The 26,000-nt window shown below is 62.3% G+C and carries 24 protein-coding genes; 10 read left to right on the forward strand and 14 right to left on the reverse strand.

The window, feature by feature from the left end; translation table 11 throughout:
- Window positions 1-142: 142 nt before the first annotated feature.
- The gene (locus RF819_RS21865; protein ID WP_078363662.1) at window positions 143-1,720 is read left to right on the forward strand and encodes a methyl-accepting chemotaxis protein; all 1,578 of its coding nucleotides are present in this window, start codon (window positions 143-145) and stop codon (window positions 1,718-1,720) included.
- Here RF819_RS21865 and RF819_RS03360 read toward each other — a convergent pair.
- Window positions 1,717-2,538, reverse strand: coding sequence for an HDOD domain-containing protein (locus tag RF819_RS03360; protein ID WP_078363663.1), 822 nt, complete (start codon window positions 2,536-2,538; stop codon window positions 1,717-1,719). The two genes, RF819_RS21865 and RF819_RS03360, sit on opposite strands and share 4 nt — an antisense overlap.
- 6 nt (window positions 2,539-2,544) lie before the next feature.
- Entirely contained in the window at window positions 2,545-4,986 is a 2,442-nt protein-coding gene (locus tag RF819_RS03365; RefSeq protein ID WP_078363664.1) for a Tex family protein, read from the reverse strand.
- Window positions 4,987-5,334: 348 nt separating this feature from the next.
- Here RF819_RS03365 and RF819_RS03370 point away from each other — a divergent pair, with 348 nt between their 5' ends.
- The 3 genes from RF819_RS03370 to RF819_RS03380 all read left to right on the forward strand — a co-directional run bounded on the left by RF819_RS03370 (window position 5,335) and on the right by RF819_RS03380 (window position 11,843).
- Window positions 5,335-7,458, forward strand: coding sequence for an HDOD domain-containing protein (locus tag RF819_RS03370; RefSeq protein ID WP_244899865.1), 2,124 nt, complete (start codon window positions 5,335-5,337; stop codon window positions 7,456-7,458).
- The gene (locus RF819_RS03375; protein WP_078363665.1) at window positions 7,455-9,650 is read left to right on the forward strand and encodes an EAL domain-containing response regulator; all 2,196 of its coding nucleotides are present in this window, start codon (window positions 7,455-7,457) and stop codon (window positions 9,648-9,650) included. Before RF819_RS03370 ends, RF819_RS03375 begins: the two co-directional genes overlap by 4 nt.
- Window positions 9,651-9,839: 189 nt before the next feature.
- Window positions 9,840-11,843: an HDOD domain-containing protein gene (locus RF819_RS03380; protein WP_078363666.1), complete on the forward strand. Its 2,004-nt coding sequence runs from the start codon at window positions 9,840-9,842 to the stop codon at window positions 11,841-11,843.
- A gap of 6 nt (window positions 11,844-11,849) precedes the next feature.
- Here RF819_RS03380 and RF819_RS03385 read toward each other — a convergent pair whose 3' ends face one another.
- The 3 genes from RF819_RS03385 to RF819_RS03395 all read right to left on the reverse strand — a co-directional run bounded on the left by RF819_RS03385 (window position 11,850) and on the right by RF819_RS03395 (window position 13,736).
- Window positions 11,850-12,353, reverse strand: a complete 504-nt coding sequence (locus RF819_RS03385; protein ID WP_338109561.1) for a GNAT family N-acetyltransferase — start codon at window positions 12,351-12,353, stop codon at window positions 11,850-11,852.
- Window positions 12,354-12,483: 130 nt separating this feature from the next.
- Window positions 12,484-12,942 carry a PaaI family thioesterase gene (locus RF819_RS03390; RefSeq protein WP_078363667.1) on the reverse strand — a complete coding sequence of 153 codons (459 nt, stop codon included), beginning with the start codon at window positions 12,940-12,942 and terminating at the stop codon, window positions 12,484-12,486.
- On the reverse strand, window positions 12,939-13,736 hold the full coding sequence (locus RF819_RS03395) for an SDR family oxidoreductase (protein WP_078363668.1): 798 nt from the start codon (window positions 13,734-13,736) through the stop codon (window positions 12,939-12,941). Before RF819_RS03395 ends, RF819_RS03390 begins: the two co-directional genes overlap by 4 nt.
- Window positions 13,737-13,931: 195 nt before the next feature.
- Between RF819_RS03395 and RF819_RS03400 the strand changes: the two genes are divergently transcribed.
- Window positions 13,932-14,087, forward strand: coding sequence for a DUF3096 domain-containing protein (locus tag RF819_RS03400; protein WP_078363669.1), 156 nt, complete (start codon window positions 13,932-13,934; stop codon window positions 14,085-14,087).
- Window positions 14,088-14,092: 5 nt separating this feature from the next.
- On the opposite strand, the gene RF819_RS03405 is transcribed toward RF819_RS03400, so the two are convergent.
- The 9 genes from RF819_RS03405 to RF819_RS03445 all read right to left on the reverse strand — a co-directional run bounded on the left by RF819_RS03405 (window position 14,093) and on the right by RF819_RS03445 (window position 22,074).
- Window positions 14,093-14,785, reverse strand: a complete 693-nt coding sequence (locus RF819_RS03405) for a DUF1345 domain-containing protein (protein ID WP_078363670.1) — start codon at window positions 14,783-14,785, stop codon at window positions 14,093-14,095.
- Window positions 14,786-14,793: 8 nt separating this feature from the next.
- Window positions 14,794-15,486 carry a DUF1345 domain-containing protein gene (locus tag RF819_RS03410; RefSeq protein WP_078363671.1) on the reverse strand — a complete coding sequence of 231 codons (693 nt, stop codon included), beginning with the start codon at window positions 15,484-15,486 and terminating at the stop codon, window positions 14,794-14,796.
- Window positions 15,483-15,794 (reverse strand): Dabb family protein, encoded by a 312-nt coding sequence (locus RF819_RS03415; RefSeq protein ID WP_078363672.1) that lies wholly within the window; start codon window positions 15,792-15,794, stop codon window positions 15,483-15,485. The genes RF819_RS03410 and RF819_RS03415 overlap by 4 nt, the downstream gene beginning before the upstream one ends.
- A gap of 50 nt (window positions 15,795-15,844) precedes the next feature.
- Window positions 15,845-16,525 carry a phosphatase PAP2 family protein gene (locus RF819_RS03420; protein ID WP_078363673.1) on the reverse strand — a complete coding sequence of 227 codons (681 nt, stop codon included), beginning with the start codon at window positions 16,523-16,525 and terminating at the stop codon, window positions 15,845-15,847.
- 201 nt (window positions 16,526-16,726) lie between these two features.
- Window positions 16,727-17,422, reverse strand: a complete 696-nt coding sequence (locus RF819_RS03425) for an ABC transporter ATP-binding protein (protein ID WP_078366748.1) — start codon at window positions 17,420-17,422, stop codon at window positions 16,727-16,729.
- 5 nt (window positions 17,423-17,427) lie between these two features.
- The gene (locus RF819_RS03430) at window positions 17,428-18,291 is read right to left on the reverse strand and encodes an ABC transporter ATP-binding protein (RefSeq protein ID WP_078363674.1); all 864 of its coding nucleotides are present in this window, start codon (window positions 18,289-18,291) and stop codon (window positions 17,428-17,430) included.
- Window positions 18,288-19,529 carry a branched-chain amino acid ABC transporter permease gene (locus RF819_RS03435; RefSeq protein WP_078366749.1) on the reverse strand — a complete coding sequence of 414 codons (1,242 nt, stop codon included), beginning with the start codon at window positions 19,527-19,529 and terminating at the stop codon, window positions 18,288-18,290. The genes RF819_RS03430 and RF819_RS03435 overlap by 4 nt, the downstream gene beginning before the upstream one ends.
- On the reverse strand, window positions 19,516-20,415 hold the full coding sequence (locus RF819_RS03440; RefSeq protein WP_078363675.1) for a branched-chain amino acid ABC transporter permease: 900 nt from the start codon (window positions 20,413-20,415) through the stop codon (window positions 19,516-19,518). Before RF819_RS03440 ends, RF819_RS03435 begins: the two co-directional genes overlap by 14 nt.
- 15 nt (window positions 20,416-20,430) lie before the next feature.
- Window positions 20,431-22,074: a 3-(methylthio)propionyl-CoA ligase gene (locus tag RF819_RS03445; protein WP_078363676.1), complete on the reverse strand. Its 1,644-nt coding sequence runs from the start codon at window positions 22,072-22,074 to the stop codon at window positions 20,431-20,433.
- A 319-nt stretch (window positions 22,075-22,393) separates the two neighbouring features.
- Here RF819_RS03445 and RF819_RS03450 point away from each other — a divergent pair, with 319 nt between their 5' ends.
- From RF819_RS03450 to RF819_RS03470, 5 genes are read left to right on the forward strand one after another with little or no spacing between them, the layout of a single operon-like run.
- Window positions 22,394-23,878 (forward strand): protein adenylyltransferase SelO, encoded by a 1,485-nt coding sequence (locus RF819_RS03450; protein WP_078363677.1) that lies wholly within the window; start codon window positions 22,394-22,396, stop codon window positions 23,876-23,878.
- 20 nt (window positions 23,879-23,898) lie between these two features.
- Window positions 23,899-24,306 carry a peptide-methionine (R)-S-oxide reductase MsrB gene (gene msrB / locus RF819_RS03455; protein ID WP_078363678.1) on the forward strand — a complete coding sequence of 136 codons (408 nt, stop codon included), beginning with the start codon at window positions 23,899-23,901 and terminating at the stop codon, window positions 24,304-24,306.
- Window positions 24,303-24,848 carry a septation protein A gene (locus tag RF819_RS03460; protein ID WP_078363679.1) on the forward strand — a complete coding sequence of 182 codons (546 nt, stop codon included), beginning with the start codon at window positions 24,303-24,305 and terminating at the stop codon, window positions 24,846-24,848. Before msrB ends, RF819_RS03460 begins: the two co-directional genes overlap by 4 nt.
- Window positions 24,845-25,135, forward strand: a complete 291-nt coding sequence (locus tag RF819_RS03465; protein ID WP_078363680.1) for a BolA family protein — start codon at window positions 24,845-24,847, stop codon at window positions 25,133-25,135. The genes RF819_RS03460 and RF819_RS03465 overlap by 4 nt, the downstream gene beginning before the upstream one ends.
- 51 nt (window positions 25,136-25,186) lie before the next feature.
- Window positions 25,187-25,972, forward strand: coding sequence for a peptidylprolyl isomerase (locus RF819_RS03470; RefSeq protein WP_078363681.1), 786 nt, complete (start codon window positions 25,187-25,189; stop codon window positions 25,970-25,972).
- Window positions 25,973-26,000 lie beyond the last annotated feature (28 nt).

Below are 26,000 nucleotides of genomic sequence, written 5' to 3' on the forward strand. Positions count from 1 at the left end.
GGCGTGTTTTGGACTATCGCCAAAACGCCACAACGGCTAATATGGCCCGTCCATCTTTGGCTGTTGCCCCAGGCGCGCTGGTCAGCCGCGTGGCGTGTGACAGTTCCCCCCGGTGTGATCCAAGCTTGAACAGGTGTTGCCCATGAAGATGCGTATCCGAATCCCCCTGACTTTTGCCATTGGTGCGGTGCTGATCCTCAGCGCGGGGCTGCTGGGCATTGGTCTGCTCAACGGCGCGGTGGCCAAGTTTGAGAACAATGTGCTCCAGCATGTGGCTGGCAGCAAAAAAGGCGCCGAAGTGGCTTCCGGGTTTGCGGTGGCCATCCAGGAATGGAAAAACGTGTTGCTGCGTGGCAAAGACCCTGCCAATCTGGACAAATACTGGGCCGCACACCAAAAAGCCATGAACCAGGTCAACAGCAACCTCACAACACTGGCGGATCTGGTGGCCGACGAACCGGCAGCCAAAACGCTGGTGGCGCAATTGCAGCCCGAAATGGCCGCAGCCCAGGCGGGCTACCAGAAAGCCTTTGCCGCATTCCAGGCTGCCGACCATGACCCCAGCGCCGGTGACAACGCCGCCAAAGGGGTGGACCGTGCCGCCGCCGCCACCCTGGGCAAGGTGTTGGCCGCCCTGAGTGCGGCGGAGGCCGCAGAAACACAGCAGGCCCACGACCATGCCCAACAGGCCACCTGGGTGTCGACCAGCATGATGCTGCTGGTGGCCCTGCTGTCGGTGCTGGCCGTGACCTGGATGACCTGGAAACAGACCATCGTGCCCCTGAGCTCGGCCTCCGGCCTGGCCAGCCGGGTGGCTGCCGGTGACCTCACCAGCACCGCCACCGTGGTGGTGGCCGATGAGGTGGGTGAGTTGATCGACGCCATGCACAGCATGCAAAACAACTTGGTGCAGGTGGTCAGCCGGGTGCGCCAGGGTGCCGAGGCGGTCGCTGCCGCCAGCACCGAAATCGCCCAGGGCAACCTGGATCTGTCGGCACGCACCGAGTCGCAGGCCAGCGCCCTGGAGCAAACCTCGGCCAGCATGGAAGAGCTCAACGGGCGCGTCAAACAAAATGCCGACAGCGCCCAGCAGGCCAACCAGCTCGCGCTGAACGCCAGCCAGGTCGCCCAACAAGGTGGTGTGGTAGTGAGTCAGGTGGTGGACACCATGCGTGGCATCAACGAAGCCTCGCGCAAGATCAGCGACATCATTTCCGTGATCGACGGCATTGCCTTTCAAACCAACATCCTGGCCTTGAACGCTGCGGTGGAAGCCGCACGTGCTGGTGAGCAGGGGCGTGGCTTTGCCGTGGTGGCCTCCGAGGTGCGTTTGCTGGCCGGGCGCAGTGCCGAGGCCGCGCGCGAGATCAAGACCCTCATCCAGGCCAGCGTAACACGCATCGACCAGGGCAACGCGCTGGTGGACCAAGCCGGCAGCACCATGCAGGAGGTGGTGCAGTCGATCCAGCGCGTAACTGACATCATGAGCGAGATCAGCGCTGCCAGCCAGGAACAAAGCCACGGGGTGACCCAGATTGGTGAAGCCGTGATGCAGATGGACCAGGTCACCCAGCAAAACGCCGCGCTGGTTGAAGAAATGACCGCTGCGGCCAGCAGCCTGAAGGTTCAGGCGCACGGCCTGGTGCAGACGGTGGCGATGTTCAAGCTGCAAACACAGGGTTCGGCAGCGGCACTGCCGCAGCCCATCCGCCAGGCTTAAATCAGCGGTCGCCCGGGCTCCTGCACCGACCAGTCGATCGGGTCCTGCTGCAGCACCAGGTCGATGTCCAGGCCCATCACCTCCGCCACCAGCGAGGGGAAACTCACCGTCATCGCGTTTTCGCTCAAACGCACTTGCCGGGCGCGGGCGCGCCAGATCGCCAGGTGCACCACACCGGCCATCGGTTCGTGGGGCTCATGGTCAAACGGTGCATGGGCAAACAGCAGCGCGTCATGGATCAAGCTCGGCAAATGCCACTGGCGCGCCAGCCAGGCGCTGACCTCGGTGTAACAGAAGCCAAACACACGGCGCTCCACCCGGCTGCGTTTGAGGCCCAGCGGGCGCGACCGGGCGTCCAGCGCCACCACCTGGCTCATGCCGGAGCGCATCGCGAGTTCACCCACCGCATGGATCAGCCCACAGGTGAACGCAGCCTGTTGGTTAAGTCGCAACAACCCGGCCAGCGAACGCGCCACCTTGGCGCAGTCCAGGCTGTAGGCCCAGAACTGGGTGATGTCAAAACTGGGGCTGCTGGGGTAACCCGGCACAGCGGCGGCCGACGCCACCATGGCCTGCACCTGGCCCAGGCGCAGCACCGCCAGCGCCTCACTCACACCGTGGATCTGGCCAGTCAGCCCGAAGTAGTTGGCATTGGCCGCTTGCAACAGGCGCATGGCCAGCGCCGGGTCGGAACTCACCAGCTGGTCAATACGCCGCAAATCCGGCTCGGGCCGGGCCAACTCCACCAGCAGCAGCGCCACCGCCCGGGGCCTGCTGGGCATGACAAAGCGTGACGACAACAGGGCGGTGGGCTCCATGGGGTGTCAGTTTCCCAAGCCTTTGAGTTTGGCAAATGCGGATGACATAGCCGTGGATTGTGGCGCATGTGCTGCCGCACCCGCACCACGCGCACGCTGTTGTGCGCTGGCCCCCTGGAAGCGGTTGTCACCGGCGGCACCGCTGCGTGCGGGCGGTGTGCCAAGTTTCATGGTCAGCGCAATACGTTTGCGCGCCACATCGACCTCGACCACCTGCACCTTGACGATGTCACCGGTCTTGACGACCTCGCGTGCGTCATTGACAAATTTGTGCGCGAGCTGGCTCACATGCACCAGGCCGTCCTGGTGCACACCCAGGTCCACAAACGCGCCAAAGGCGGCCACATTGCTGACCGTGCCCTCCAGAATCATGCCCTCCTTGAGGTCGCGGATGTCTTCGACGCCGTCGTTAAAACGCGCCACCTTGAAGTCCGGGCGCGGGTCACGGCCTGGCTTTTCGAGTTCGGCCAGGATGTCCTTGACGGTGATGACCCCAAACTTCTCGTTGGCAAACAACTCGGGGCGCAGGGTCTTGAGCATCTCGGCGCGGCCCATCAGCTCAGCCACTTCTCTACCGGTCTTGGCCAGGATCTGCTCGACCACCGGATAGGTTTCGGGGTGCACCCCGGTCATATCGAGCGGGTTGCTGCCACCACGGATGCGCAAAAAGCCCGCACATTGTTCGAAGGTTTTGGCGCCCAGGCCGGTCACTTTGAGCAAATCCTGGCGGCTGGCAAAAGCGCCGTTGGCTTCACGCCAGCGCACCACCGCCTTGGCGACACCAGCACTCAGGCCCGAGACACGGCTCAAGAGCGGCACACTGGCCATGTTCAGGTCGACCCCGACGGAGTTGACACAGTCCTCCACCACCGCCTCCAGGGTTTTGGCGAGTTCGCTCTGGTTCACATCGTGCTGGTACTGGCCCACACCGATGGATTTGGGGTCGATCTTGACCAGCTCGGCCAACGGGTCCTGCAGGCGCCGGGCGATGCTGGCAGCACCGCGCAGGCTCACATCCACATCGGGCATTTCTTGGGAGGCAAATTCGCTGGCCGAGTAGACCGAGGCACCGGCCTCAGACACAACTACTTTTTCAATAGCTACCTGCCCTTGTCCATTCTGGGCTGCAGGCGATTTGGCCATCAATTTGATGAGGTCGGCGGCGAGTTTGTCGGTCTCGCGGCTGGCGGTGCCGTTGCCAATCGCAATCAGGTTCACGCCGTGTCTTTGGCACAAGGCGGCCAGAACATGTAAGGAACCGTCCCAGTCTTTGCGGGGTTCGTGCGGGTACACCGTGCTGGTATCCACCAGCTTGCCGGTGGCGTCCACCACCGCCACCTTGACACCAGTGCGGATGCCCGGGTCCAGCCCCAGCACCACGCGTGGGCCCGCCGGTGCGGCCAGCAACAGGTCACGCAGGTTGTCGGCAAAGACCTTGATCGCCACCGCCTCCGACGCTTCGCGCAACCGCGCAAACAGGTCGCGCTCGGTCGACAGGCTCAGTTTGACGCGCCAGGTCCAGGCCACACATTTGCGGATCAGATCGTCCGCCGCGCGGCCTTTGTGGCTCCAGCCGAGTTTGAGCGCGATCCGGCCTTCGGCCAGCGAGACCACAGGTGTTGCTCTTGTTTTTGTAACTGCAGACCCTTTATCTGAAAGGGCTGAAGGCTGATTTGATGCTTGAACACTGGCTACCGGCGGTTCGGGCAAAACCAGCTTGGTCTCCAGAATCTCCAGGCTGCGGCCACGGAACACCGCCAACGCGCGGTGCGATGGCACGCGGGCAATCGGCTCGTCGTAGTCAAAATAATCACGGAACTTGGCCACCTCGGGGTCGGACTCGTTTTTGCCGACCATCAGGCTGCTCTTGAACAGGCCCTGCTCCCACAACCAGCCGCGCAAGTCTTGCACCAGCGCGGCGTCTTCGGCCCAGCGTTCGCTCAAGATGTCGCGCACACCATCGAGCACCGCTTGCACCGTGGTGAAGTCGTCACCGGCTTCGGTTTTCTCGGGCTTGACATAGGCTTGCGCCTGAGCCGCCGGGTCCAGAATCGGGTCGGCAAACAACGCATCGGCCAGAGGCTCGATACCGGCCTCACGGGCGATCTGGCCCTTGGTGCGGCGTTTTTGTTTGAACGGCAGGTACAGGTCTTCGAGCTCCTGTTTGGTCGGTGCGGCCAGCAGCGCGGCCAGCAAGGCCGGGGTCATCTTGCCCTGCTCGTCGATGCTTTTGATCACCGCAGCGCGGCGGTCGCGCAGGTCGCGCAAATAACTCAGGCGGGCTTCCAGCTCACGCAGCTGGATGTCGTCCAGGCCGCCGGTGACTTCCTTGCGGTATCGGGCAATAAAGGGAACGGTGGCGCCACCGTCGAGCAACTCCACCGCAGCCGCCACCTGGCGTTCCTGCACCCGTATTTCTTGCGCCAGTTGCGCGATGATTTTCTGCATAACTTAACAACTAGCCGACCTGGTGAGCGGCCCCAAAACAAACAGGTGCGGGAGTGTGCCACAAGGGACAAGGCAGCGTCGTTTAAGAGCAACACCTGAATTCAGGCACGCTGTTTGCTGCAAACCATACGCAGTCGACGGCTAGCGCCAGCAATTGGGCGGTGTTGCATGTTTTGATAGCATCTCATACAGAATGGATTTAGGGTTACACATGATCTATCTCAATATATCTGCTATACAAATTGCATCCAAGTGGTAAAAATTCACCCCTTGCTGTTATATTGACTTGGTCGTTGCGACATGGAACATAACCAGGGCTCTCAGCTGGGCCCACACACCACCTTATTTGTGAACTCTGCTCATCCTGATGACATCCGGAACCGCTTGCTGGTGGCGCGCCTGCCCACCATGCCGCAGATTCTGATCAAACTCATTGACCTGTGCCAGGCCGATGAAGTTGGGATCACTGAGCTTGCCAAATTGATCGCCAACGACGCAGGCATGACCAGCCGGGTACTGCGTGTGGCCAACAGCGCCGCCTACCAGCGCAGTGGCCGCAAACTGGGCCTGCCGCAGGCGCTGACCACACTGGGTGCAGACCTGGTCAAGTCGCTGCTGATCAGCGAGTCGGTGTTCCAGACCTTCAGCGGTTTTCCACACACCGGCGGCACCGACCTGCGCCCGTTCTGGAAACACTCCCTGGCCGCCGCCGTGATCGCCCGCGATCTGGCCAAGGCCATGCAGTACCCGCAGATTGAAGAGGCCTACCTCGCCGGGCTGTTGCACGATGTGGGTCGACTGGCCTTGCTGGCAGCGGCACCCGACACCTACAGCTTCAATTTTTACACCTCCGATGACGGAGATCTGTGCGCCATCGAACAGAAAAGCCTGCATATCTCACATGCCGAAGCAGGCGCCTGGCTGATCGAACGCTGGGAGATGGACTCGTTCCTGGCCGACGCGGTGCTCTACCACCACGAAAATCCGGCACGCGTCATGATGGCGCACCCGCTGATACGCATCATCCACCTCGCACATGTGCTCAGCGACCACCCAGTAGGTACCCCGCTGGCCGAGGATATGGGCGCGGTGTGTGGCATCGACGATGCCAAGCTGCTGGACATCTACCAGGCTTGTGAGGCACAGGTGATGCTGGCCGCCGAGCATCTGGGCATCAACCTGGCAGGCCTGCCCGAATTGTCGGCATCGGTCTCGGTGCCCGTGGCGCCGGTGACCTCCAACCCGATGCAGCAGCGCCTGACCGAAGAGATCCGTAATCGGGCACTCACGGCCGAGCTCAGCCAGGTATTTGCACGCCAGAAAGACGGCACCCAGCTGCTCGACAGCGTGCGGCAAAACGCCCGCATCCTGTTTGACCTGGAAGACACGGCGGTGTTTCTGGTCAGCAGCAACGGCCGCTCGCTGATCAGCGCCTCGGTGGGTGAGCAGCGCCAGCGGCTGGCAGACTTTTCCATCAGCCTGGCCGGTGGTGGCATCGCCGACTCGGTGACCAGCAGGCATCTGGCTTTTCTGGAGCGCGGCCGCAGCAGCCTGACACTGGCCGAAGAGCAACTGCTGCGCAGCTTCAACAGCCCCTGTTTGTTGTGTCTGCCACTGGTGTCGGGCAACCGCAGTCTGGGCCTGCTGATTGCCGGGCTGGAAGCCTGGCGGGTGTCGGATTTGCAGCGCCAGGAGAAATTCCTGCTGGTGTTTGGCAACCAGGCCGCCAGCGCCATGGAGGCCGCAGCCAAAGAGCGTGGCGAGATGGACCGGCGCATCGCCACCCTGCAGGAAGAACACATCAAGAACTCGCGCAAGATCGTGCACGAGGCCAGCAACCCCCTGTCGATCATCAAGAACTACCTGGGGGTGCTGGACGACAAGCTGGCGCGCCAGGAGCCGGTGGGTGCCGAGTTGTCGATCCTCAACGAGGAAATCGACCGCGTGGGCAGCATCATCAAGGAGTTCGCGCGGGTGACGCCTCCGGCGCCCGACACCCTGATCGACATCAACAAGCTGATCAACGACATCGTGCGCTTGTTCCGGGAGAGCCGGTTTTTGCCGCCCACGGTGCACATTGCGGCCGTGGTGCCCGATGAGCCCAGCACCATTTCAGGCACCAGCGGTGTGGTCAAACAGATTTTGGTCAACCTCATCAAAAACGCGGTCGAGGCCTTGTCCAAAGGGGGCCGCATCGAGGTCATCAACAACGGCATCACACAACGTGGCGGTGCCGAGTATTTTTCGCTGCAGGTCCGGGACAACGGCCCCGGTTTGCCCGACGAGGTGCTGGCCAAACTCTTCTCACCGGTGCGCAGCAGCAAGGCAGGCGACAACCGCGGTCTGGGCCTGAGCATCGTCCATGGTCTGGTGCAAAAGCTGCAAGGGTCGATCACCTGCAAAAGCTCCGCACTGGGAACCGTCTTTGAAATTCTGCTGCCAGCACGGCATGCCAAAAGCCAGGTTCAATGAGTAACTTAAGTCCACTGCAATGGGATTTCACGCTGGCCTCACGTGGGCTGCAAACCACCCAGATCCTGCACAAACCAGCCAAGCTGCTGCTGGTGGATGACGAACCCAGGCTGCTGCAAAGCCTGTGTGATCTGCTGGGCAACCGGGGCTTCATCCTGGTCACCGCCAACAGTGGCACCGAAGCGATTGAGCGACTCAGCAGCGACAGCTTCGACCTGATCATCCTGGACCTGCGCATGCCCGACATCTCGGGACACGAGGTCATGGACTACATGAACCTGCACCAGATCGACGCCAACGTGATCGTCACCAGCGGCGACGTGGGCATCGAGGCGGCCATTGGTGCGCTGCGCCGTGGTGCCTACGACTACCTGCGCAAACCCTATCCGCGCGAGGAACTGATCAAAGCGGTGCAAAACGCCCTGCACCAACGCCAGCTCGAAGCCGAAAACAAGCAGATTGCCGGCAGGCTGGAGAGTTCGGAGCGCATTTACCGCTACCTGGTAGACAGCTCACCCGACATCATCTTCACACTCGACCACCAGGGCAAACTGACCTTTGTCAACAACCGGATTCACCCGCTGCTGGGCTTTCATGCCGAAGAACTGATTGGCAAACACTATGCCGACATGGTGCATACGCGTGATCTTGAGCGTGCCAACTATGTCTTCAGCGACGGGCAACAGCAGCAGCGCTGGTCACGCAACATCGAGCTGCGGCTCAAGTCGCGCCATCTGGAAGAAGAGGGGCGGGTCTTCAGTGTGGAGCTCATGAGTGTGTCCTTCACCACCCAGGTGATGCGCACAGAAGGCATTCCACAGAACCTGGAGCAGATGGGCATCTACGGTGTGGCACGCGACATCACCGACCGCAAACGCGCCGATGAACTGATTGCCTACCAGGCCTACTACGACATCCTCACCGATTTGCCCAACCGGGTCCTGTTCAAGGACCGGCTGAACCTGGCGCTGTTGCAGGCCAAGCGCAAAAAAGGCGGCCTGGCCGTGATGTTTGTGGATCTGGACCGTTTCAAGGTGATCAACGATTCCCTGGGCCACCAACTCGGTGACGAGCTGTTGCAGCAGGCCACCATCCGGCTCAAAGGCTGCCTGCGCCACAGCGACACCTTGTCACGTTTTGGCAGCGACGAATTCAATGTGGTGCTGCCCGAGCTGGACTCGGTGCAAGACCCGACCCGGGTGGCACAGGCTTTTCTGGACGCCTTGCGTGCACCGTTTGCGCTGGGTGGCCAAACCGTGCACATCACCGCCAGCATTGGTGTGGCGGTGTACCCCAAGGACGGCGAAAGTGTCGACGAGCTGATCCGCAACGCCGATCTGGCCATGCATGCCAAGAAGTCCTCCGGGCGCAACGGTTACCAGTTTTTTGAGCTGTCGATGCTCAACCAGAGTTTCGAGCAGATCTCTGTCGAAAGTGGCTTGCGCCTGGCGCTGTTGGCGGGTGAACTGGAGATGTATTACCAGCCACAGGTCGATGCCAAAAGTGGCAAGGTGATTGGTGCCGAGGCGCTGATGCGTTGGAACCATCCGCAGCGCGGTTTCCTGGGGGCCGGTGCGTTTCTGCCCTATGCCGAAGAAAGCGGCCTGATCATTGCCATCAGCGACTGGATGCTCGAGGCGGTGTGCCGTGACCTGCTGGCCTGGAACACCCTCGGCGCAGACCGCCCTTACCTCTCGATCAACCTGTCACCCCATTACTTGGACCGGGGCGACTTTTACGACAAGCTCAAGAACACAATGGAGCGTTACCAGATTTCGCCCTCGCAGCTGGAGGTCGAGATCACCGAAAACATCTGCATCCGCAACCCGCAGGCGGCGATTGACCAGCTTCAGAAGCTGTGCCAGCTAGGGGTCAGGGTGGCGATTGATGACTTTGGCACCGGTTACTCGTCGCTGGCGTATCTGCATCGGTTCCCGATCCATGTGCTGAAGATTGACCGCTCCTTTGTCATGCCGATTGAAGACGACACCCTGCAGTTCCCGGTGGTGCTGGCGATCATCTCCATCGCCAAAGGCCTGGGCCTCAAACTGGTGGCCGAAGGCGTCGAGACCGAGGTGCAGCAACGTTACCTGGAGCAGGCCGGTTGCCAGACCTTCCAAGGGTTTTATTACCACCGGCCCATGCCGCAAAGCGCCCTGATGGGGCTTTTGGACAGCCAAAGAATCCACTGAGTCTGCAAATTGGGTGGGCAAGCCCCAAATTGTTAACAATCCCTTACTTTTTTGTAAGACACAATTTTTGAGGATGCACGGAGCTGCACCGAAAATACTGGGGTAAGCTGCTTCAACACTCCCACCCCCTGCAGGCAGAACATGCATCCAGTTCCCCGGCGCTTTCGCTAGTCTGAACCAAGGCCTGTTGTGAAACTACCGCCCGAAGACATCCACCAACGGCTGCTGGTTGCCCGCCTGCCCAGCCCGCCTCAGACGCTGATGCGGCTGATGGTGTTGTGCCAGTCAGACGATGCAGGCATGGGTGAGTTGTCGGAGTTGATTGCCAGTGACCCCGGCCTGTCGGCCAAGGTGTTGTCGGTGGCCCACAGCGCGGCCTATTACCGCAGCAGCGCAAAAACCCTGACCCTGCTTCAAGCCACCAGCACGCTGGGCATGGCACTGATCAAGGTGCTGGCGATCAGCGAGTCGGTGTTTCAGACCTTCCACGCTTTCCGGCAAACCACCAGCGCTGACCTGCGCCGATTCTGGAAACACAGCCTAGGTGTGGCCGTGCTGGCGCGTGCGCTGGCCGAGCGCCAGGACAGTGTCGGCGCCGAAGAAGCCTACTTGACCGGTTTGTTGCACGACGTGGGCCGCCTGGCGCTGCTGGTGGCGGTGCCCGAGCGTTACAGCGCCCTGTTTGGCTTGCCGGACGACACCAGCCTGTGCAGCCAGGAGCAGCAACAGCTTGGTACCACCCACGCCGAAGCAGGCGCCTGGTTGCTGACGCACTGGCACCTGAGCCAATCCATGGTGCACAGTGTGCTGGAGCACCACAACCCGCCCACCAGACTGGCAGACACCCGGCCACTCACGCGCCTGATCCACCTGGCCCACCTGCTCGATGACCTGCCGCCGGAGCCCCTAGAGGAGCCCCCAGCCTGGGCCAGTGAACACGGCCTGACGCTGCAAGACATCAGTGAGCTGTTGCAAACAGCGGCCACCCAGGTGGCGCAGATCGCCCGCGACCTGGGGGTGGACATCTCGGACGCCAGTGAGCCCAGCGCCGCCAGCCTGGCCGTCACCCGGCCCCAGCCACTCGACGCCGACCAGAGCGCGCTGGCGCGCGATGTGCTGGACCGCAGCGTGCTCAACGAGATGGCCATGACACTGATCAACCTGACCAGTACCAATGCCGCCCTCACCTCGATGCGCCAACACGCCAGCGCGGTGCTGCAGCTCGAAGACGCGATGGTGATGCTCACCCGTGACAACCAGCAGACGCTGGTGCCGGTGTCGATGAACGAGCGCCACCTGGCCGCCACACCGCTGGCCTTCGAGGTGGCGCATGACCCGTCGATGACGCACTGCCTGGCGCAGCGCAAGGTGGTTTTTTCCAAACGCCAGGGCCTGTCGCCGAGTGTCCTGCTCGATGTCATGGATACCAACGAAGTGGTGCTGCTGCCCTTGCTGACCGCCCAGCAGTGCTTGGGTGTGCTGGCGGCCAGCGTGCCGCCAGAGCTGAGCCAGCATCTCAGAAGCCAGCTGCCGACCCTGCAGGCCTTTGGGGTGTATGCCGGGCTGGCCCTGTCGCGCCGGCGCCTGGCCGACAAAAACCGCTCCGGCCAGACCCTGTCGGCCAAAGAAGCGCAAACCCTCGAACTCAAACGGGTGGTTCAGGCGGTTGACCTGCTGGTGGATGCCCTGTCCAAAACACCCCAGCCGACCGCCATGGTGCCGGTTGACCTGAGCCTGGCCGTGCGTGACACGGTGCAACTGCTGCAACACCGCCAGCTCATACCCGGCAACATCGAGGTCAATGCCGAGATGCCCAACCGCGCCGCCTGGGTGCAGGGCTCACCCGGAAAAATCAAGCAGATCCTGCTGATCCTCATCAAAAATGCCTGTGAAACCATGCCCGATGGCGGGCAGATCATGGTCAACGGCGGTGGACTGGTGCAACGTGATGGGGGTGTCTACACCGTGCTCACGGTGGCAGACAGCGCTGCCAGCACCAAGGAAGCCATCCAGGCCCAGCTGTATGACAACGCCCCGGATGCGGCGCGCATCAACCGTGGCCAACCCAGCTTTGGCCTGGCCACGGTGAACCAGCTGCTCGAACAGATGGCCGGGCACATCAAGTTCAGCACCGGCCCCAGCGGCACCCGCTTTGACATCCTGTTGCCCTGCCCGCGCAACCCGACGGTGTGAGGGCTGTCACCCGGGGCGAAGCATCTCCAGGTGCGGTATGCCATCTTCCAGGTAGTGGGTGCCGGTGTCGACAAAACCGTGCTGGGCATAAAAGTGCGTGAGTTGCAGCTGGGCGCCGATGCGAATGGGCTGCGGGCCCCAGACCTGGCTGATGGCCGCAATCGCCTGGGTGATCAGGGCGTGGCCCAAACCGCCACCACGCGCGCTCTGGCGTGTCAGCACCCGCCCGAAACTGGCCTCGGGAAACTTCACACCGGCTTCAAAACAGCGCGCATAGGCCTGCAATTCACCGTGTTGCACCCCCAGCAGATGCATGGCCTGCCGGTCAGCACCGTCCATGTCCTGGAACAGGCACTGCTGCTCCACCACAAACACCTGGCTGCGTAGGCGCAGCACCTCGTACAACTCGTACACGCGTAAGTCGTCAAAAGCCAGCAAACGCCATACTGGCGCGGCGTCCTCACCCTGCTTGCCAGCGGCCGAGCCAATCGACCAGAGTTTGAATGTCACGGTACAACCTCCTGTGTGCGCGCATCAGCGTCGCGCCAAAAAACGACCAAAACAAAATCAGCAATTACTTCCAAATACATAGCTATATGCCCTTATTTCAAAAGGACTAGAGGCCAATTTTTCATACAAATCAGGCATCCGACTGGGCCAAGGCGCTGTTGAAACCATGCACAGTTTTGCTGCCCACTGGCAGACGTTTGATGTATTTGAAAGTACCGGTGGCATGGGCGCAGGCCTGGCCGTGGGCGTCATACACCGTGGCCTCGGTGAAGGCCAGGGTGGCGGTGTGGTGTTTGAGGGTGCCACGCGCTGTCAAAGCTCCTTGTGAGGGCCGCATGAAGCTGGTTTTCATCTCCACCGTGACCACACCGGTACGCCCGGGTGCGGCGCGCGCTGCCATCGCCATGGTCACGTCCAGCAGCGTCATCACCACACCACCGTGGGTCACCTGGTAAGAATTCAGGTGTTCGGGCTGCGGTGCGAAGCTCACCTCGGACTGGCCGTCGGCAAACACCGTGAGCACAAACCCCAGGTGGCGAACAAACGGGATATCGACGCCAAAGTCGGTGCTGGGCAGGGACAGGGTCATGCGACAGACCCTCGCATGTAGGCGCTGGTGCCACCGTCCACCACCAGGCACTGGCCGGTGATGTGTTTGCCCGCGTCGGACGCCAGCAACAGCGTCACGCCCTTGAGGTCTTCATCATCCCCCAGGCGGCGCAGCGGCGCGCTGGCGGCCAGTCGCTCCTCACCCAGCAGTACTAGGGTGTCGGCGGTCATCTGGCTGGGGAACAAACCCGGACAGATGGCGTTGACATTGATGCCGTAACGACCCCACTCACAGGCCAGCGTGCGGGTGAAATTGATCACCGCGCCTTTGGAGGTGTTGTAGGCCAGGCTGCTCATGCCCGGCGGGTTGCCACCCAGCCCGGCAATCGAGGCCACATTGATGATGCGCCCACCCCGCGCGAGCATGCTTTGCTGGCCCAGCAACTGGCTCAGCACAAACATGCCGCGCACATTGAGGGCCATCACCTCGTCCCAGGCTGGCAGCGGGTGGTCTTGCGCCGGGGCGGCCCAGGTGGCGCCAGCGTTGTTGACCAGGATGTCCACATCCCCCATGCGTTGCAGGGTCTCGGACACCAGCTTGTGGATATCGGCCTCCTGCGCGCAATCGGCCGCCACCCAGCGTGCGTCGATGCCAGCGGCTTGTAATTCGGCGCAGGCTGCTTCCAGTGCGTCGGGCTGGCGTGCACACAACATCAGGCGTGCGCCCGCTTCACCCAGCGCGTGGGCCATTTGTAAACCCAGTCCGCGCGAGCCGCCGGCGACCAGCGCGGTTTTGCCGCTCAGGTCAAAAAGTTGTTGGATGGTGCGTGGCATGGTTTGTCCTTGTGGGGACCCATTTTGCAGGAAATTCGACGGCCTTCGCGCGGCCACCCCAGCAGCCGAGCTTGCCCACAAAAACCGCCCCCGCCACACGGCCCGGTTACCATCGGCCGCCCAACGTTCACAACGGCCTGCTGGGTGCTTCTCGCACCGGCGTCTTGTGACACACGCTGTTGAGCCACTGAACCCATGAACATCCACCTGAGCCTCACCCCCCTGATTTCGCTGCTGGCCGGCATCCTGATCCTGATCATGCCCCGGCTGCTGAACACCATCGTGGCGGTCTACCTGATTGCGATTGGCCTGATTGGCCTGTTTGGTGCGGGCGGCTTGCGCCTGGGCTAAAGCCGTCAGAACAGGCTTGAGGCGATGTTGATCGTCAAAGCCAGCAGCGTGGTGTTGAAGAAAAACGCCAGCACACAGTGCAGGGTGCCGGTGCGGCGCATGCTGCGGCTGGTGAAGCTCACATCCGCTGTTTGTGCCGAGGTGCCAATCACGATGGCAAAGTACACAAAGTCGGCATAGTCCGGTGCGTGGGTGCCCGGAAAGTCCAGCCCACCCGGCGCACCCTGGGCCACCGACACATAAAAATCGTGCGCGTAGTGCAGCGCAAACGCCACCTGGGTGAAGGCCCAGGAGCTGACCAGCGTCACGGTGGCCAGCAACACATGGCTGCGCCGCAACTCACCGGTGAGCTCCTTGACCATCGAGAGTTCGGCCACGATGGCCCAGACACACATCAACGCCGCACCCACCACCAGCAACAACACCAGAAACTTGCCATCATCCTGCGACACCGCACGGCTGCGCATGCGCTCGTGGGTGGACCCAAACATCATCCAGGCCGCCAGCAACAGGTACACCAGCGCGCCCACGTTCCAGCCGATGATGGCGCGTGTCACCCAGGGCTGCACCGTGGCCTGCGGAATCAACGCGGCGGTGAACACCCCCGCTGCCAGACAGCCCCACAAGCGCGGGCGTGAGCGCAACACCCGCAACACATAGGCGGATTTACCGCCTGGCGTCTCTGGCAAATTGGCCATGAACGCGGCTACAACAGCCCGCTGGCCAGGTTGACCAGCAACACCAACAACATCAGGTTGAACAACACCGCCAGCCCCCGCTGCACCCAGAGCACACGCGCCAGCTCGGGGCTGCTGATGCTGGCCTGGGCGCTGCGGCCCACGGTGCCCAGCGCCACCGCCAGGCCCAGAAAACGCCGGTAGTCACACACCCGCTCCTCGGACCAACGCAGCACCGCCGGGCTGCCCTGCACCTGTGCATAAAAAAAGGCCTGCGCATAGTGCAGCGCACAACTGACCTGGGTCACCGCCCAGGCACTGGCCAGCGTCAGACCGGCCAGCACCGTGTGGGCCAGCCGCTGCGCTGCGGGCAGCTCCCGGGCCAGTGCCAGCTGAGCCACCACCGTGCCCAAGCACAACAGCACCGCCGCCGCCACCAACCCCAGCACGATCTGCCTGCCGTCTTGCTGCAGCACCGCCAGCACCCGCACACTGGTGCGAGGTTTGCCAAAAATCTGCCAGGCAGCGCCCAGCAAAAACACCGCAGCGCCAGCGTTCCAGCCCAAAATGGCCTTGGCCACCCAGGCTTGTACCTCTGCTGCGGGCACGATCCAGGCCACCACAGCACCGACCAGCCAGGCGCCCCAAAACACCGGGCGCGCCAGGATCACCCGCAGCACATAGGGCACCGAGCTGAACGACAGGTTCGAGGCTTCGCTCATGGTGCAGGGTAGGTGTAGTCCATACACTGGCGCTCCAGGCGGATGGCGCCGATGAAGGGCTTGATGGCCACGTGATCCGGGTGGTTCTGGTAGGCCGCCAGCGCCTGGGCGTCTTCAAACTGCGAATACAGCACCAGGTCATAGGTGCATTCATGGCCCGGCTGGGCCGTGGCCACTTCAAAGCGGTGGGTGCCAGGCACCAGTTCGGCGCAGGATTCGAGCAGCGCCTTGGCGCGCGCCAGGTTGGTGGCCTTGTCCGCGCCCTCGGCGTGGTCCTTGAGTTTCCAGAAAACGATGTGTGTCAGCATACAAATGATGATAAGTCCATAAAACGGGCCCCTGGCGCCACAGATCTTGCTCAGCCCGGCACCGTGGCTTGAGGCAGCGGTGCCGGTGGCAGCGGGCGCAGCTCCCGCGTCAGATCAAGCCGGGTGTAGGGCTGCGTGCGCCCGGACAGCAGCAACGCCAGCCGGGTCACCATCCAATGGGTTGGCGCGGGTGGCGCCAGCAGCGGCGCCAGCACCATCCAGAGTGCCAGCAGCGTCGGCACATACAGATGCCAGCGTGCACTTTGCAGAGCGGGTCGGGACATGGCCAACAGCGTCACCCCACTGCCCAGAAGCCAGCCCAGCACCACCTCAGACACCGAATGGGCATTCACCATCACCCGCGACAGCGCCACCCCAGCGGCCAGCACCAGGCCAAGACCCAGCGCCGCCTTGTGCCAGCCCGGTGAACACCGGGCCACCAGCGTGACCAGCAACAGCGGGTAAATCGCCGCCGAGAACATGGCGTGGCCCGAAAAACCGGTGAAGTTCCAGCTGGCCACCCCCACGCCCCAGCCGATGAACGCCAGCTTGGAAGCGGCATTCAACAGCGTGACCAGCGCCAGGAAGAACAACCACCTGTAGGCCAAAACCCGCGTGGCCTGCGAGCGCAACAAGGCCAGGCACACCCACAACGCCGCTGGCAACAAGGTTTGTACCTCACCAAAACGGGTGATCACATGCCAGTAGATGGGGAAAGCGGTCTCAGACATTGTGGGCGCGCGCCGCAATGGTGACCGGCCTGTTGTGTTGACATGACATCGACAGCAGCTGTGACAGGAGCATAAGGGGGTGGGTCATCGATGGCTCTTTGGGTGGGGCATGTTATTGCCAGTCATCACGTGAGCATATAGAAAAATTTGCCAAGTTTGGCCGCAGTGCCAACCCAAACGCAGACAGCGTCGCGCCAACGCTCACAGCGCGAGCCACTCCCGGCACACGACCTCGTTGGCCAGCAGCGTGGCGGGGCTGCCCTCAAACACCACCCGACCCTGACCCATGACCAGGCAGCGGTTGGACACCTGCAGCGCGATGCTGAGTTTTTGCTCGATCAGCAGCACCGACACCCCGCGCGCTTTGAGGGTCCCCAGGAAGGTGGCCACCTGCGCCACCAGCTGCGGCGCCAGGCCCTCGGTGGGTTCGTCGATCAGGATCAGCTCGGGGTTGCCCATGAGCGTGCGGCACAGGGTCAGCATCTGCTGCTCACCCCCCGACAAGACACCGGCCTTGACATGGGCACGCTGCTGCAGCTGCGGGAACAGCGCAAACATGTCGTTCATGGACCAGCGGCTGGCCGCGTGCCCCGGTTTCTGGCCCAGCAGCAGGTTTTGGGTGACCGTCAGGTCTGGGAACACATCACGGCTCTCGGGCACATACCCCAGCCCGGCGCGGGCAATCTCAAAAGTGGTGCGACCCAGCAGCTGCTGGCCACGCCACACCACACGGCCTTGGGCGGGCACCAGGCCCATGATGGCCTTGGCCAGGGTCGAGCGGCCCGAACCATTGCGCCCGAGCAGCGCCACCAGCTCGCCCGGCCCCACCTGCAGGGACACATCCTGCAGGACTCGGCTTTTGCCGTAACCGGCGCTCAGGTTCTGGATCTGCAGCATCTGCATCAGGCCTTTGACGTGACATCGCGAAGCGATTGCTCGCCCCCTCTCCCCATCTGGGAGAGGGTCGGGGTGAGGGCAACCGCCGACTCGGCTGTGGACAACACGGCGCCCAGGTAAGCCTGCTGCACCAGCGGGTTGTTCCGCACCGCCTCAGGGCTGTCAAAGGCCAGCAGCTGGCCCTGCACCAGCACAGCGATTTTGGTCGCCAGCCCAAAGACCACGGACATGTCGTGCTCTACCATCAATAGCGTTTTGCCACGGGTCAGTGTGTCGATCAGCGCCATGAACTGGCTGGTCTCAGAACGGCTCATGCCTGCCGTGGGCTCATCCAGCAGCAACACCGGCGCATCGCTGGCCAGGGTCAAACCCAGCTCCAGCGCGCGTTGCTGGGCGTAACTGAGCTGTTGCGCTGGCAGGTGGGCAACGCTCTCAAGCTGCAGCTGCTGCATCAGGTTCTGGGTGCGGGTATTGGTGTCGGTCAAGCTGGCCAGAGACCGCCAGAAGTTGTAACCCAGGCCCTGACGCCACAACATCGCGCAGCGCAGGTTGTCAAACACACTCAGGGTCGGAAACAGCTGGCTGATCTGGAAGCTGCGCGCCAGGCCCAGGCGGTTGATCTCAAACGGTTTTTTGCCGTCGATACGCTGGCCCGCCAGCCAGATCTGGCCGCTGCTGGGGGCGCTGCGGCCGCTGATCAGGTCAAACAGGGTGGACTTGCCCGCGCCATTGGGGCCGATGATGGCCACCCGCTCACCCGCAGCCACCGTCAGGCTCAGGTCACGGATGATCTGGGCCGGGCCAAAAGATTTGTTCAGGCCAGCCAAGGCCAGCGCGGCACCAGCAGGGGGAGACGGCTGTGAGTTCATGACACCCCCTTGTGCGCCAGCACAGTGTTGCTCAGCCAGCACAGCCCCCCACCCAAGGAGCCCACAGCCGCCGCAGCCAGCCAACTCAACGGGCTCAACACATCCAAGGGCAGACCCAAGAAGAGCAGATGGGGACCCAGCATGTCCACCTGTTGCAAGCGATAAAGCATCTCAACCCCCGCCAATACAGGGGTGATAGCTATCAAAAATGAGACAAACAACGCCAGGCGCCAGGGCCACAAAACTCGCCAGCCGCCCTGCCCGGCGCTTTGCCAAGCGCGCAGCACCAGCGCCGCCAGACCACCGGGGGCCAACATCACCACCACCACAAACAACACGCCCAGGTACAGCAGCCAGGCCGGGGTCAGGCCAGGCAAGACACCGAGTGCCAGCACCATCAGCACCGCGCCCAGGATCGGGCCGACAAACAGGGTGCTGCCGCCCACAAAGGTGAACAGCAGCAGCAGGCCAGAGCGGTGCGCCGAGAGCACATCGGCGCTCACCATTTCATAGTGCAAGGCCGACAAACCACCTGCGATACCGGCAAAAAAGGCTGACATCACGAAGACCAGGTAGCGGACCCACTGCGGGTTGTAGCCAATGAAGGCGACACGCTCCGGGTTGTCGCGCACCGCGTTGAGCAGGCGCCCCAGCGGCGTCTGGGTCAGGGCGTACATCAGCGCGGTGCAGACCAGGGTGTAGGCCGCAATCAGGTAGTAGAGCTGGATTTGCGGGCCAAAAGTCAGCTCCAGCGGCGCACCACCCACCACCCGGTTGCCCGAGAGTCCCCCCTCCCCGCCAAAAAACCCCGGCAACACCAGCGCGCTCGCCCAGATCAGCTCACCCACTCCAAAAGTGATCATGGCAAACGCGGTGCCCGCGCGCCGGGTGCTGACCCAGCCCAGCAGCAGCGCCAGAAGCACACTGCCCAGGCCACCGGCCAGCGGGATCAGGCTCACCGGCAGCGGCCAGCCACCACTGACGCGGTTGAGTGTGTGCATGGCCAAATAAGCACCCATGCCCGAATACACCGCATGGCCAAAACTCACCAGCCCGCCCTGTCCCAGCAGCAGGTTGTAACTCAGGCAGACGATGATCGCGATGCCGATCTGGCTCAGCAAGGACTGGCCCAGGCTGCTGTCCCACAGCAGCGGCGCCAGCATCAGGGCCAGTGCGTAGCCGCCCCACAGCAGCCGCGTCTGGCGATGGCGGCTGGCCCCCAACTCAGTAACTGGCATGGCGCTGGGCACTCCCCATCAAACCGTTGGGCCGGACCACCAGTGTCAACACCATCACCACATAGGGCAAAACCGGCGCCAGCTGGCTGAGCTTGAGTGAGGGCAACAGCGCCACATCCAGCGCCACGGCAAAGGTCTGCAACAGCCCGATCCCCAGCGAAGCCAGCAAGGCACCGCGCAAGGAGCCCAGCCCACCGACCACCACCACGACAAATACCACGCCACCCAGCGCCTGCGCCATGTCGGGCTCGGTGACAAAGGCGTTGCCCCCCAGCACCCCGGCCAGCCCGGCCAGGGCACAACCCAGGCCAAACACGAGTGTGAACACCCGTGGCACGTTGTGCCCAAGGGCCTGCACCATCTCGGGGTGTGTCAGCGCGGCGCGGATCACCAGCCCCACGCGGGTGCGCACCAGCAGCGCCAGCGCACCCAACACCAAGAGCGTGATGCCCATGATGAAGGCGCGGTACAAGGGGAACTGGGTGTCAAACAGGGTCAACAGCGGCCCGTCGAGCGCTGGCGGCACCCGGTAGTCGACCGCGCTGCGGCCCCACAGGCCTTGCACCAGCTCCACCAGGATGTAGGACAGGCCAAAACTGATCAACAGCTCGGACATGTGGCCAAAGGCGCGCACCCTGCGCAGACCAAGAGACTCAAAACCCGCGCCCAGCAGGCCAACGATCAGCGGCGCCAGTAGCAGCGCCCACCAGAAACCCAGCCAGCCAGACAGGCTGTAGGCCAGGTAGGCGCCCAGCATGTAAAAGGCGGCGTGGGCAAAGTTGAGCACACCCATCAGGCCCCAGATCAGCGTCAGCCCGGAGCTGAGCAAAAACAGCAGCAGGCCGTAGCTGATGCCGTTCAACAAAGACAGGGTCAACCAAGCCATGCCGTGCAGGTGTCCTCAACGCAGGTCGGGCAACACATAGTCTTTGAGCAGCTCGCGCAGCTTGCTCTTTTGCATCTTGCCGGTGGCACCCATCGGAATGGCCTCCAGAAAGATCACATCGTCGGGCACCTGCCACTTGGCCGCCTTGCCCGCGTAAAAGGCCAGCAGCTCCTCACGCGACACGTCCAGACCGGGCTTCCTGACCACCACCACCACCGGGCGTTCGTCCCACTTGGGGTGTTTCATGCCCACACAGGCCGCCAAGGCAACCGCCGGGTGGGCGACAGCGATGTTTTCGATGTCGATCGAGCTGATCCACTCACCACCCGACTTGATCAAGTCCTTGCTGCGGTCGGTGATCTGCATGTAGCCATCGGCATCGATGCTGGCCACATCCCCCGTGGGAAACCAGCCGTCCACCAGCGGCCTGACCGCCTGGGTGTCACCCTCACCCTGGTAATACTCGCGGATCACCCATGGCCCTTTGACCAGCAGGTCGCCACAGGTGTGGCCGTCCCAAGGCAGTTCGGCACCGTCGCCGTCGACGATCTTCATGTCGATGCCGTAGAGGGCTCGCCCCTGTTTCAGGCGCACCTTCATCTTCTCGTCCTCCGACAGGTGCTGGTGTTTGTTTTTCAGAGTGCACAGTGTGCCCAAGGGGCTCATCTCGGTCATGCCCCAGGCGTGCAACACCTCCACACCAAACTGGTCGTTGAACGCGCTGATCATCGCGGGCGGACAGGCCGAGCCACCAATCACCGTGCGTTTCAGACTGGAAAACCTCAGGCCCTTGCCTTGCACATGGCTCAGCAGCATCTGCCACACGGTGGGCACACCGGCGGCATACGTCACCTGCTCCGACTCGATCAGCTCGTAGACCGACTTGCCGTCCAGCCCCGGCCCCGGAAACACCAGCTTGGCACCGGTGAGTGCGGCCGAGTACGGGATACCCCAGGCGTTGACGTGAAACATCGGCACCACCGGCAGGATCGCGTCACGCGCCGAGATACACATCACATCGGGCAGTGCGGCAGCGTAGGCATGCAACACGGTGGAGCGGTGGCTGTAGAGCGCGGCCTTGGGGTTGCCGGTGGTGCCGCTGGTGTAACACATGCTTGATGCGGTGTTTTCGTCGAGGTCGGGCCAGGTGAAGGTCTCCGGCTGACGCGCCAGCAGGGCCTCATAACTCAGCAAACCGGGGATGCCGCTGTTGGCCGGCAGCTTGTCGGCGTCACACAGCGCCACCCAGTGTTTGACGCTCGGGCATCGGCTGTGGATGGCCTGGACGATGGGCAAAAACGTGAGGTCAAAACACAGCAACTGGTCCTGCGCATGGTGGATCACCCAGGCGATCTGGTCCGGGTGCATGCGTGGGTTGATGGTGTGCAAGACCCGGCCCGAGCCGCTGACACCAAAATACATCTCCAGATGACGGTAACCATTCCACGCGATCGAGCCAACACGTTCACCCATCTGGACACCCAGGGTATCCAGCCCATTGGCCAACTGGCGTGCGCGCTGCGCCACCTGGCGGTAGGTGTAGCGGTGGATGTCACCTTCGACCCGGCGCGAGACGATCTCGCCGTCGCCATGGTGGCGCTCGGCAAAGTCGATCAGGGACGAAATCGTCAGCGCCTGGTTTTGCATCAATCCCAACATGTCAGCGCTCCTCTTGTGGTTTGAATCAACCGTCCATCGTACTGCGAAACCAGGCACCCTCCGCACCCCCCACCCGCTCAGGCACCCTGCAACCCTAGCCTGCGCCGGATGCCCCTGCACCCACAGGGTTTGTCGCGGCCAGCCCACAATTCAGTGCTGCGTCACAGAAATACAGGAACACAATGAAAACGACAGATTTTTTTGACTGGCTAGGCGAGAGGAGGCGACATAGCCGTAGCTATGGCAACGACGAACAACAACGCCAGGCAGGAAAAGATGCGTTTTTATGTTCCTGCATTTCTGTGGCGCAGTACTCACCATGAATGCGCCCCACCCGCCCAAGCTGCCCCTGCGTTTGCCCCTGAACTGGGACAACCAGTTTCACCAACTGGGCGCGGCTTTTTACACCCAGATTGCCCCCCAACCACTGCCCGAGCCGTATTGGGTCGGGCGCAGCCCCAGCGCCGCCGCGCTGCTGGGCCTGGACGCCCAGGCCCTGGCCGCGCCTGAGCTGTTGCAAGCGCTGTCAGGCAACCTGCCGTTGTCAGGCAGCCAGCCGCTGGCCAGCGTCTACAGCGGCCACCAGTTTGGCAGCTGGGCCGGGCAGTTGGGCGATGGCCGGGCGATTCTGCTCGGCGAAGCCAATGGCTGGGAAATCCAGCTCAAAGGCTCGGGCCTCACACCCTACTCCCGCATGGGGGATGGTCGGGCGGTGTTGCGCAGCAGCATCCGCGAGTTTTTGTGTTCCGAGGCGATGTTTGGGCTGGGTATTCCCACCACCCGGGCGCTGTGTGTGAGCGGATCGGACCAGCCGGTGGCGCGCGAGCTGCTGGAAACAGCGGCGGTGGTGACCCGGCTGGCACCCAGTTTCATCCGTTTTGGCCACTTTGAACACTTTGCCAGCCGCCGGCAACATGCCGAGTTAAAGACCCTGGCCGACTTTGTCATCGACCGCTTTTACCCGGACTGCCGCAGCACCCCCACGCTGGACGGCAACGTCTACGCGAGCTGGTTGCAGGCGGTGGTGCAACGCACGGCGGTGATGGTGGCGCACTGGCAGGCGGTGGGTTTTTGCCACGGCGTGATGAACACCGACAACATGAGCATCCTGGGCCTGACGCTGGACTACGGCCCGTTTGCCTTTCTGGATGTATTTGACCCGGGCCACATCTGCAACCACAGCGACCCGCATGGCCGTTATGCGTTTGACCAGCAACCCGAGATCGCCCACTGGAACCTGTATGCGCTGGCCAACGCACTGCTGCCGCTGATTGGCCGCCCCGCTCTGGCCGAACAAGCGCTGGACAGCTTTGAGCCCACCTTCAAGCGCAGCTACCAGCAGTTGATGGCAGCCAAACTCGGGCTCCAGGCCGCAGAGGGGGACGAGCAGCTGCCCGTCTTGATCCGCGACACGCTGGCCATGCTGGCGCAGGACCGGGTCGACTACAGCATCTTCTGGCGCCGCCTGAGCCATGCCCGGGTCAGTGGCCCCTTCGAGCCGGTGCGCGACCTGTTCATCGACCGGGTCGGCTTCGACACCTGGCTGCTACGGTATCAAGAGCTATGTGCCCAATCAGAAAAAGGACCAGAGGCCAATTTGATGCTCAAAGTCAACCCCAAGTATGTGCTGCGCAACTACCTCGGTGAAAACGCCATCGAGGCGGCGCGACACAAAGACTTCAGCGGCGTGGCCAACTTGCTGACGCTGCTGCTGGCGCCCTATGATGAACACCCCGCGTTTGAGGCGCTGGCTGGTTTGCCGCCCGACTGGGCCAGCCAGATCAGCATCAGCTGCAGTTCCTGACCCTTTTGGAGACCCACACCATGCGCTTTCCCATCCAGAAAAGTGACGCCGAGTGGCAGGCCCAGCTGGCCGACATGGGCGCCGAACCCGGTGCTTTCCAGGTCACACGCCAGGCCGCCACCGAGCGCCCGTTCACCGGCAAATACGCGCGCCACTGGGCCGACGGCAGCTACCACTGCATCTGCTGCGGCAACAAGTTGTTTGATGCCGATACGAAGTTCGACGCGCATTGCGGCTGGCCCAGCTTTTCGCTGGCGGTGCCGGGTGCCATCACCGAGATCACCGACCGCAGCCACGGCATGACCCGGGTGGAAACCGTGTGCTCCCAATGTGGCGCCCACCTGGGCCATGTGTTTGACGACGGCCCGGCGCCCACCGGCCTGCGTTATTGCATGAACTCGGCTTCGTTAAACTTCAAGGCTACATGAAAATCCTCATCGACTTCTTCCCGATCCTGCTGTTTTTCGGCGCCTTCAAGTTCTACGACATCTATGTGGGCACGGCGGTGCTGATGGCCGCCACCGTGCTGCAGATGGCGCTGATCTACGGCATCGACCGCAAACTGACCGCCATGCACAAGATCACGCTGGCCTTGATCCTGGTATTTGGCACCTTGACCCTGGTTTTGCACGATGAGCGTTTCATCAAATGGAAACCCACCGTGTTGTACGGTGCCATGGCGATTGCGCTGGCCTTGGCCGTGTGGGTCTACAAGAAAAACTTTCTCAAGTCGCTGCTGGGCAGCCAGCTGAGCCTGCCCGAGCCGGTGTGGATGCGCCTGAACGGGTTGTGGGTGGGCTACAGTGCCTTCATGGCGTTCATCAACGCTTATGTGGCGGCGTATTTCAGCACCGAGGCCTGGGTCGACTTCAAAATCTGGGGTTATGTGTTCCCGGTGGTGTTTCTGGTGGGCCAGGGTATCTACATCTCGCGTTACCTGACCGAGGAGAAAAGCGAGCCCACACCATGAGCCAGCCACTGCCGACCGCGAGCGCGGCGCTGATCACCCAACGCCTGCAAGAGCGGCTGCAACCCACTGCGCTCGAGGTGATTGACGAGAGTGCATTACACAGCGGCCATGCGGGTGCCAATGGCACTGGCTTTGGCAGCCACTTCCGTGTACGGATTGCTTCACCGTTATTTACCGGCAAGACACCGGTAGCGCGGCATCGGCTTGTGTATGATGCGCTGCAAGATTTCATCGACCAGGGCCTGCATGCGCTGGCCATCGAAACCCAATTGCCCGCCGCCAACTGAAGCGGGTCCAACCCCCAAACACTTTTCATTCAAAAAACGCAGGAAATTTCCATGAAAAACAAACTCGTCGCAAGTTTTGCACTGGCTGCCCTGGTGGCCGGTCTGTCTCCCTTGGTGAACGCCCAGAACCTGGCCATCGTGAATGGCAAAGCCGTGCCGCTGGCCCGTGTCCAGGCGCTGAGCCAGCAAATCGCCCGCTCCGGCCGTGAAGTCACGCCGGACATCGAAAAACAGATCAAGGACGAAGTCATCGCCCGCGAAATCTTCATCCAGGAAGCCCAGAAACAAGGCCTGGACACCACCGAAGACTACAAGGTGCAGATGGACCTGGCACGCCAGACCATCCTGATCCGTGACCTGTTCACCAACTTCCAGAAGACCAACGCCGTCACCGACGAAGAAATCAAGGCCGAGTACGACAAGTTTGCGGCAGCCAACAGCGGCAAGGAATACAAGGCACGCCACATCCTGGTTGAGAAAGAAGCCGATGCCAAGGCCATCATCGCCAAGCTCAAAAAAGGCGCCAAGTTTGAAGACATCGCCAAAAAGGAAAGCAAGGATCCAGGCTCCGGTGTCAACGGTGGTGACCTGGACTGGGCACCCGCTGGCAACTATGTGACCGAATTTGCCGAAGCCCTGACCAAACTGGCCAAGGGCAAGACCACCGACACCCCGGTCAAGTCACAGTTTGGTTACCACATCATCCGCCTGGACGATGTGCGTGAAGCCCAGTTGCCCAAGTTTGAGGAAGTCAAACCGCAGATCGCCCAGCAACTGCAACAGCAAAAACTGGCCAACTACCAAAACGAGTTGCGCACCAAAGCACGCATCGAATAAGGCAACAGCCTTTGATGCCAAAAAAGCG

The organism is Rhodoferax fermentans (assembly GCF_002017865.1).
GTDB lineage: Bacteria > Pseudomonadota > Gammaproteobacteria > Burkholderiales > Burkholderiaceae_C > Rhodoferax > Rhodoferax fermentans.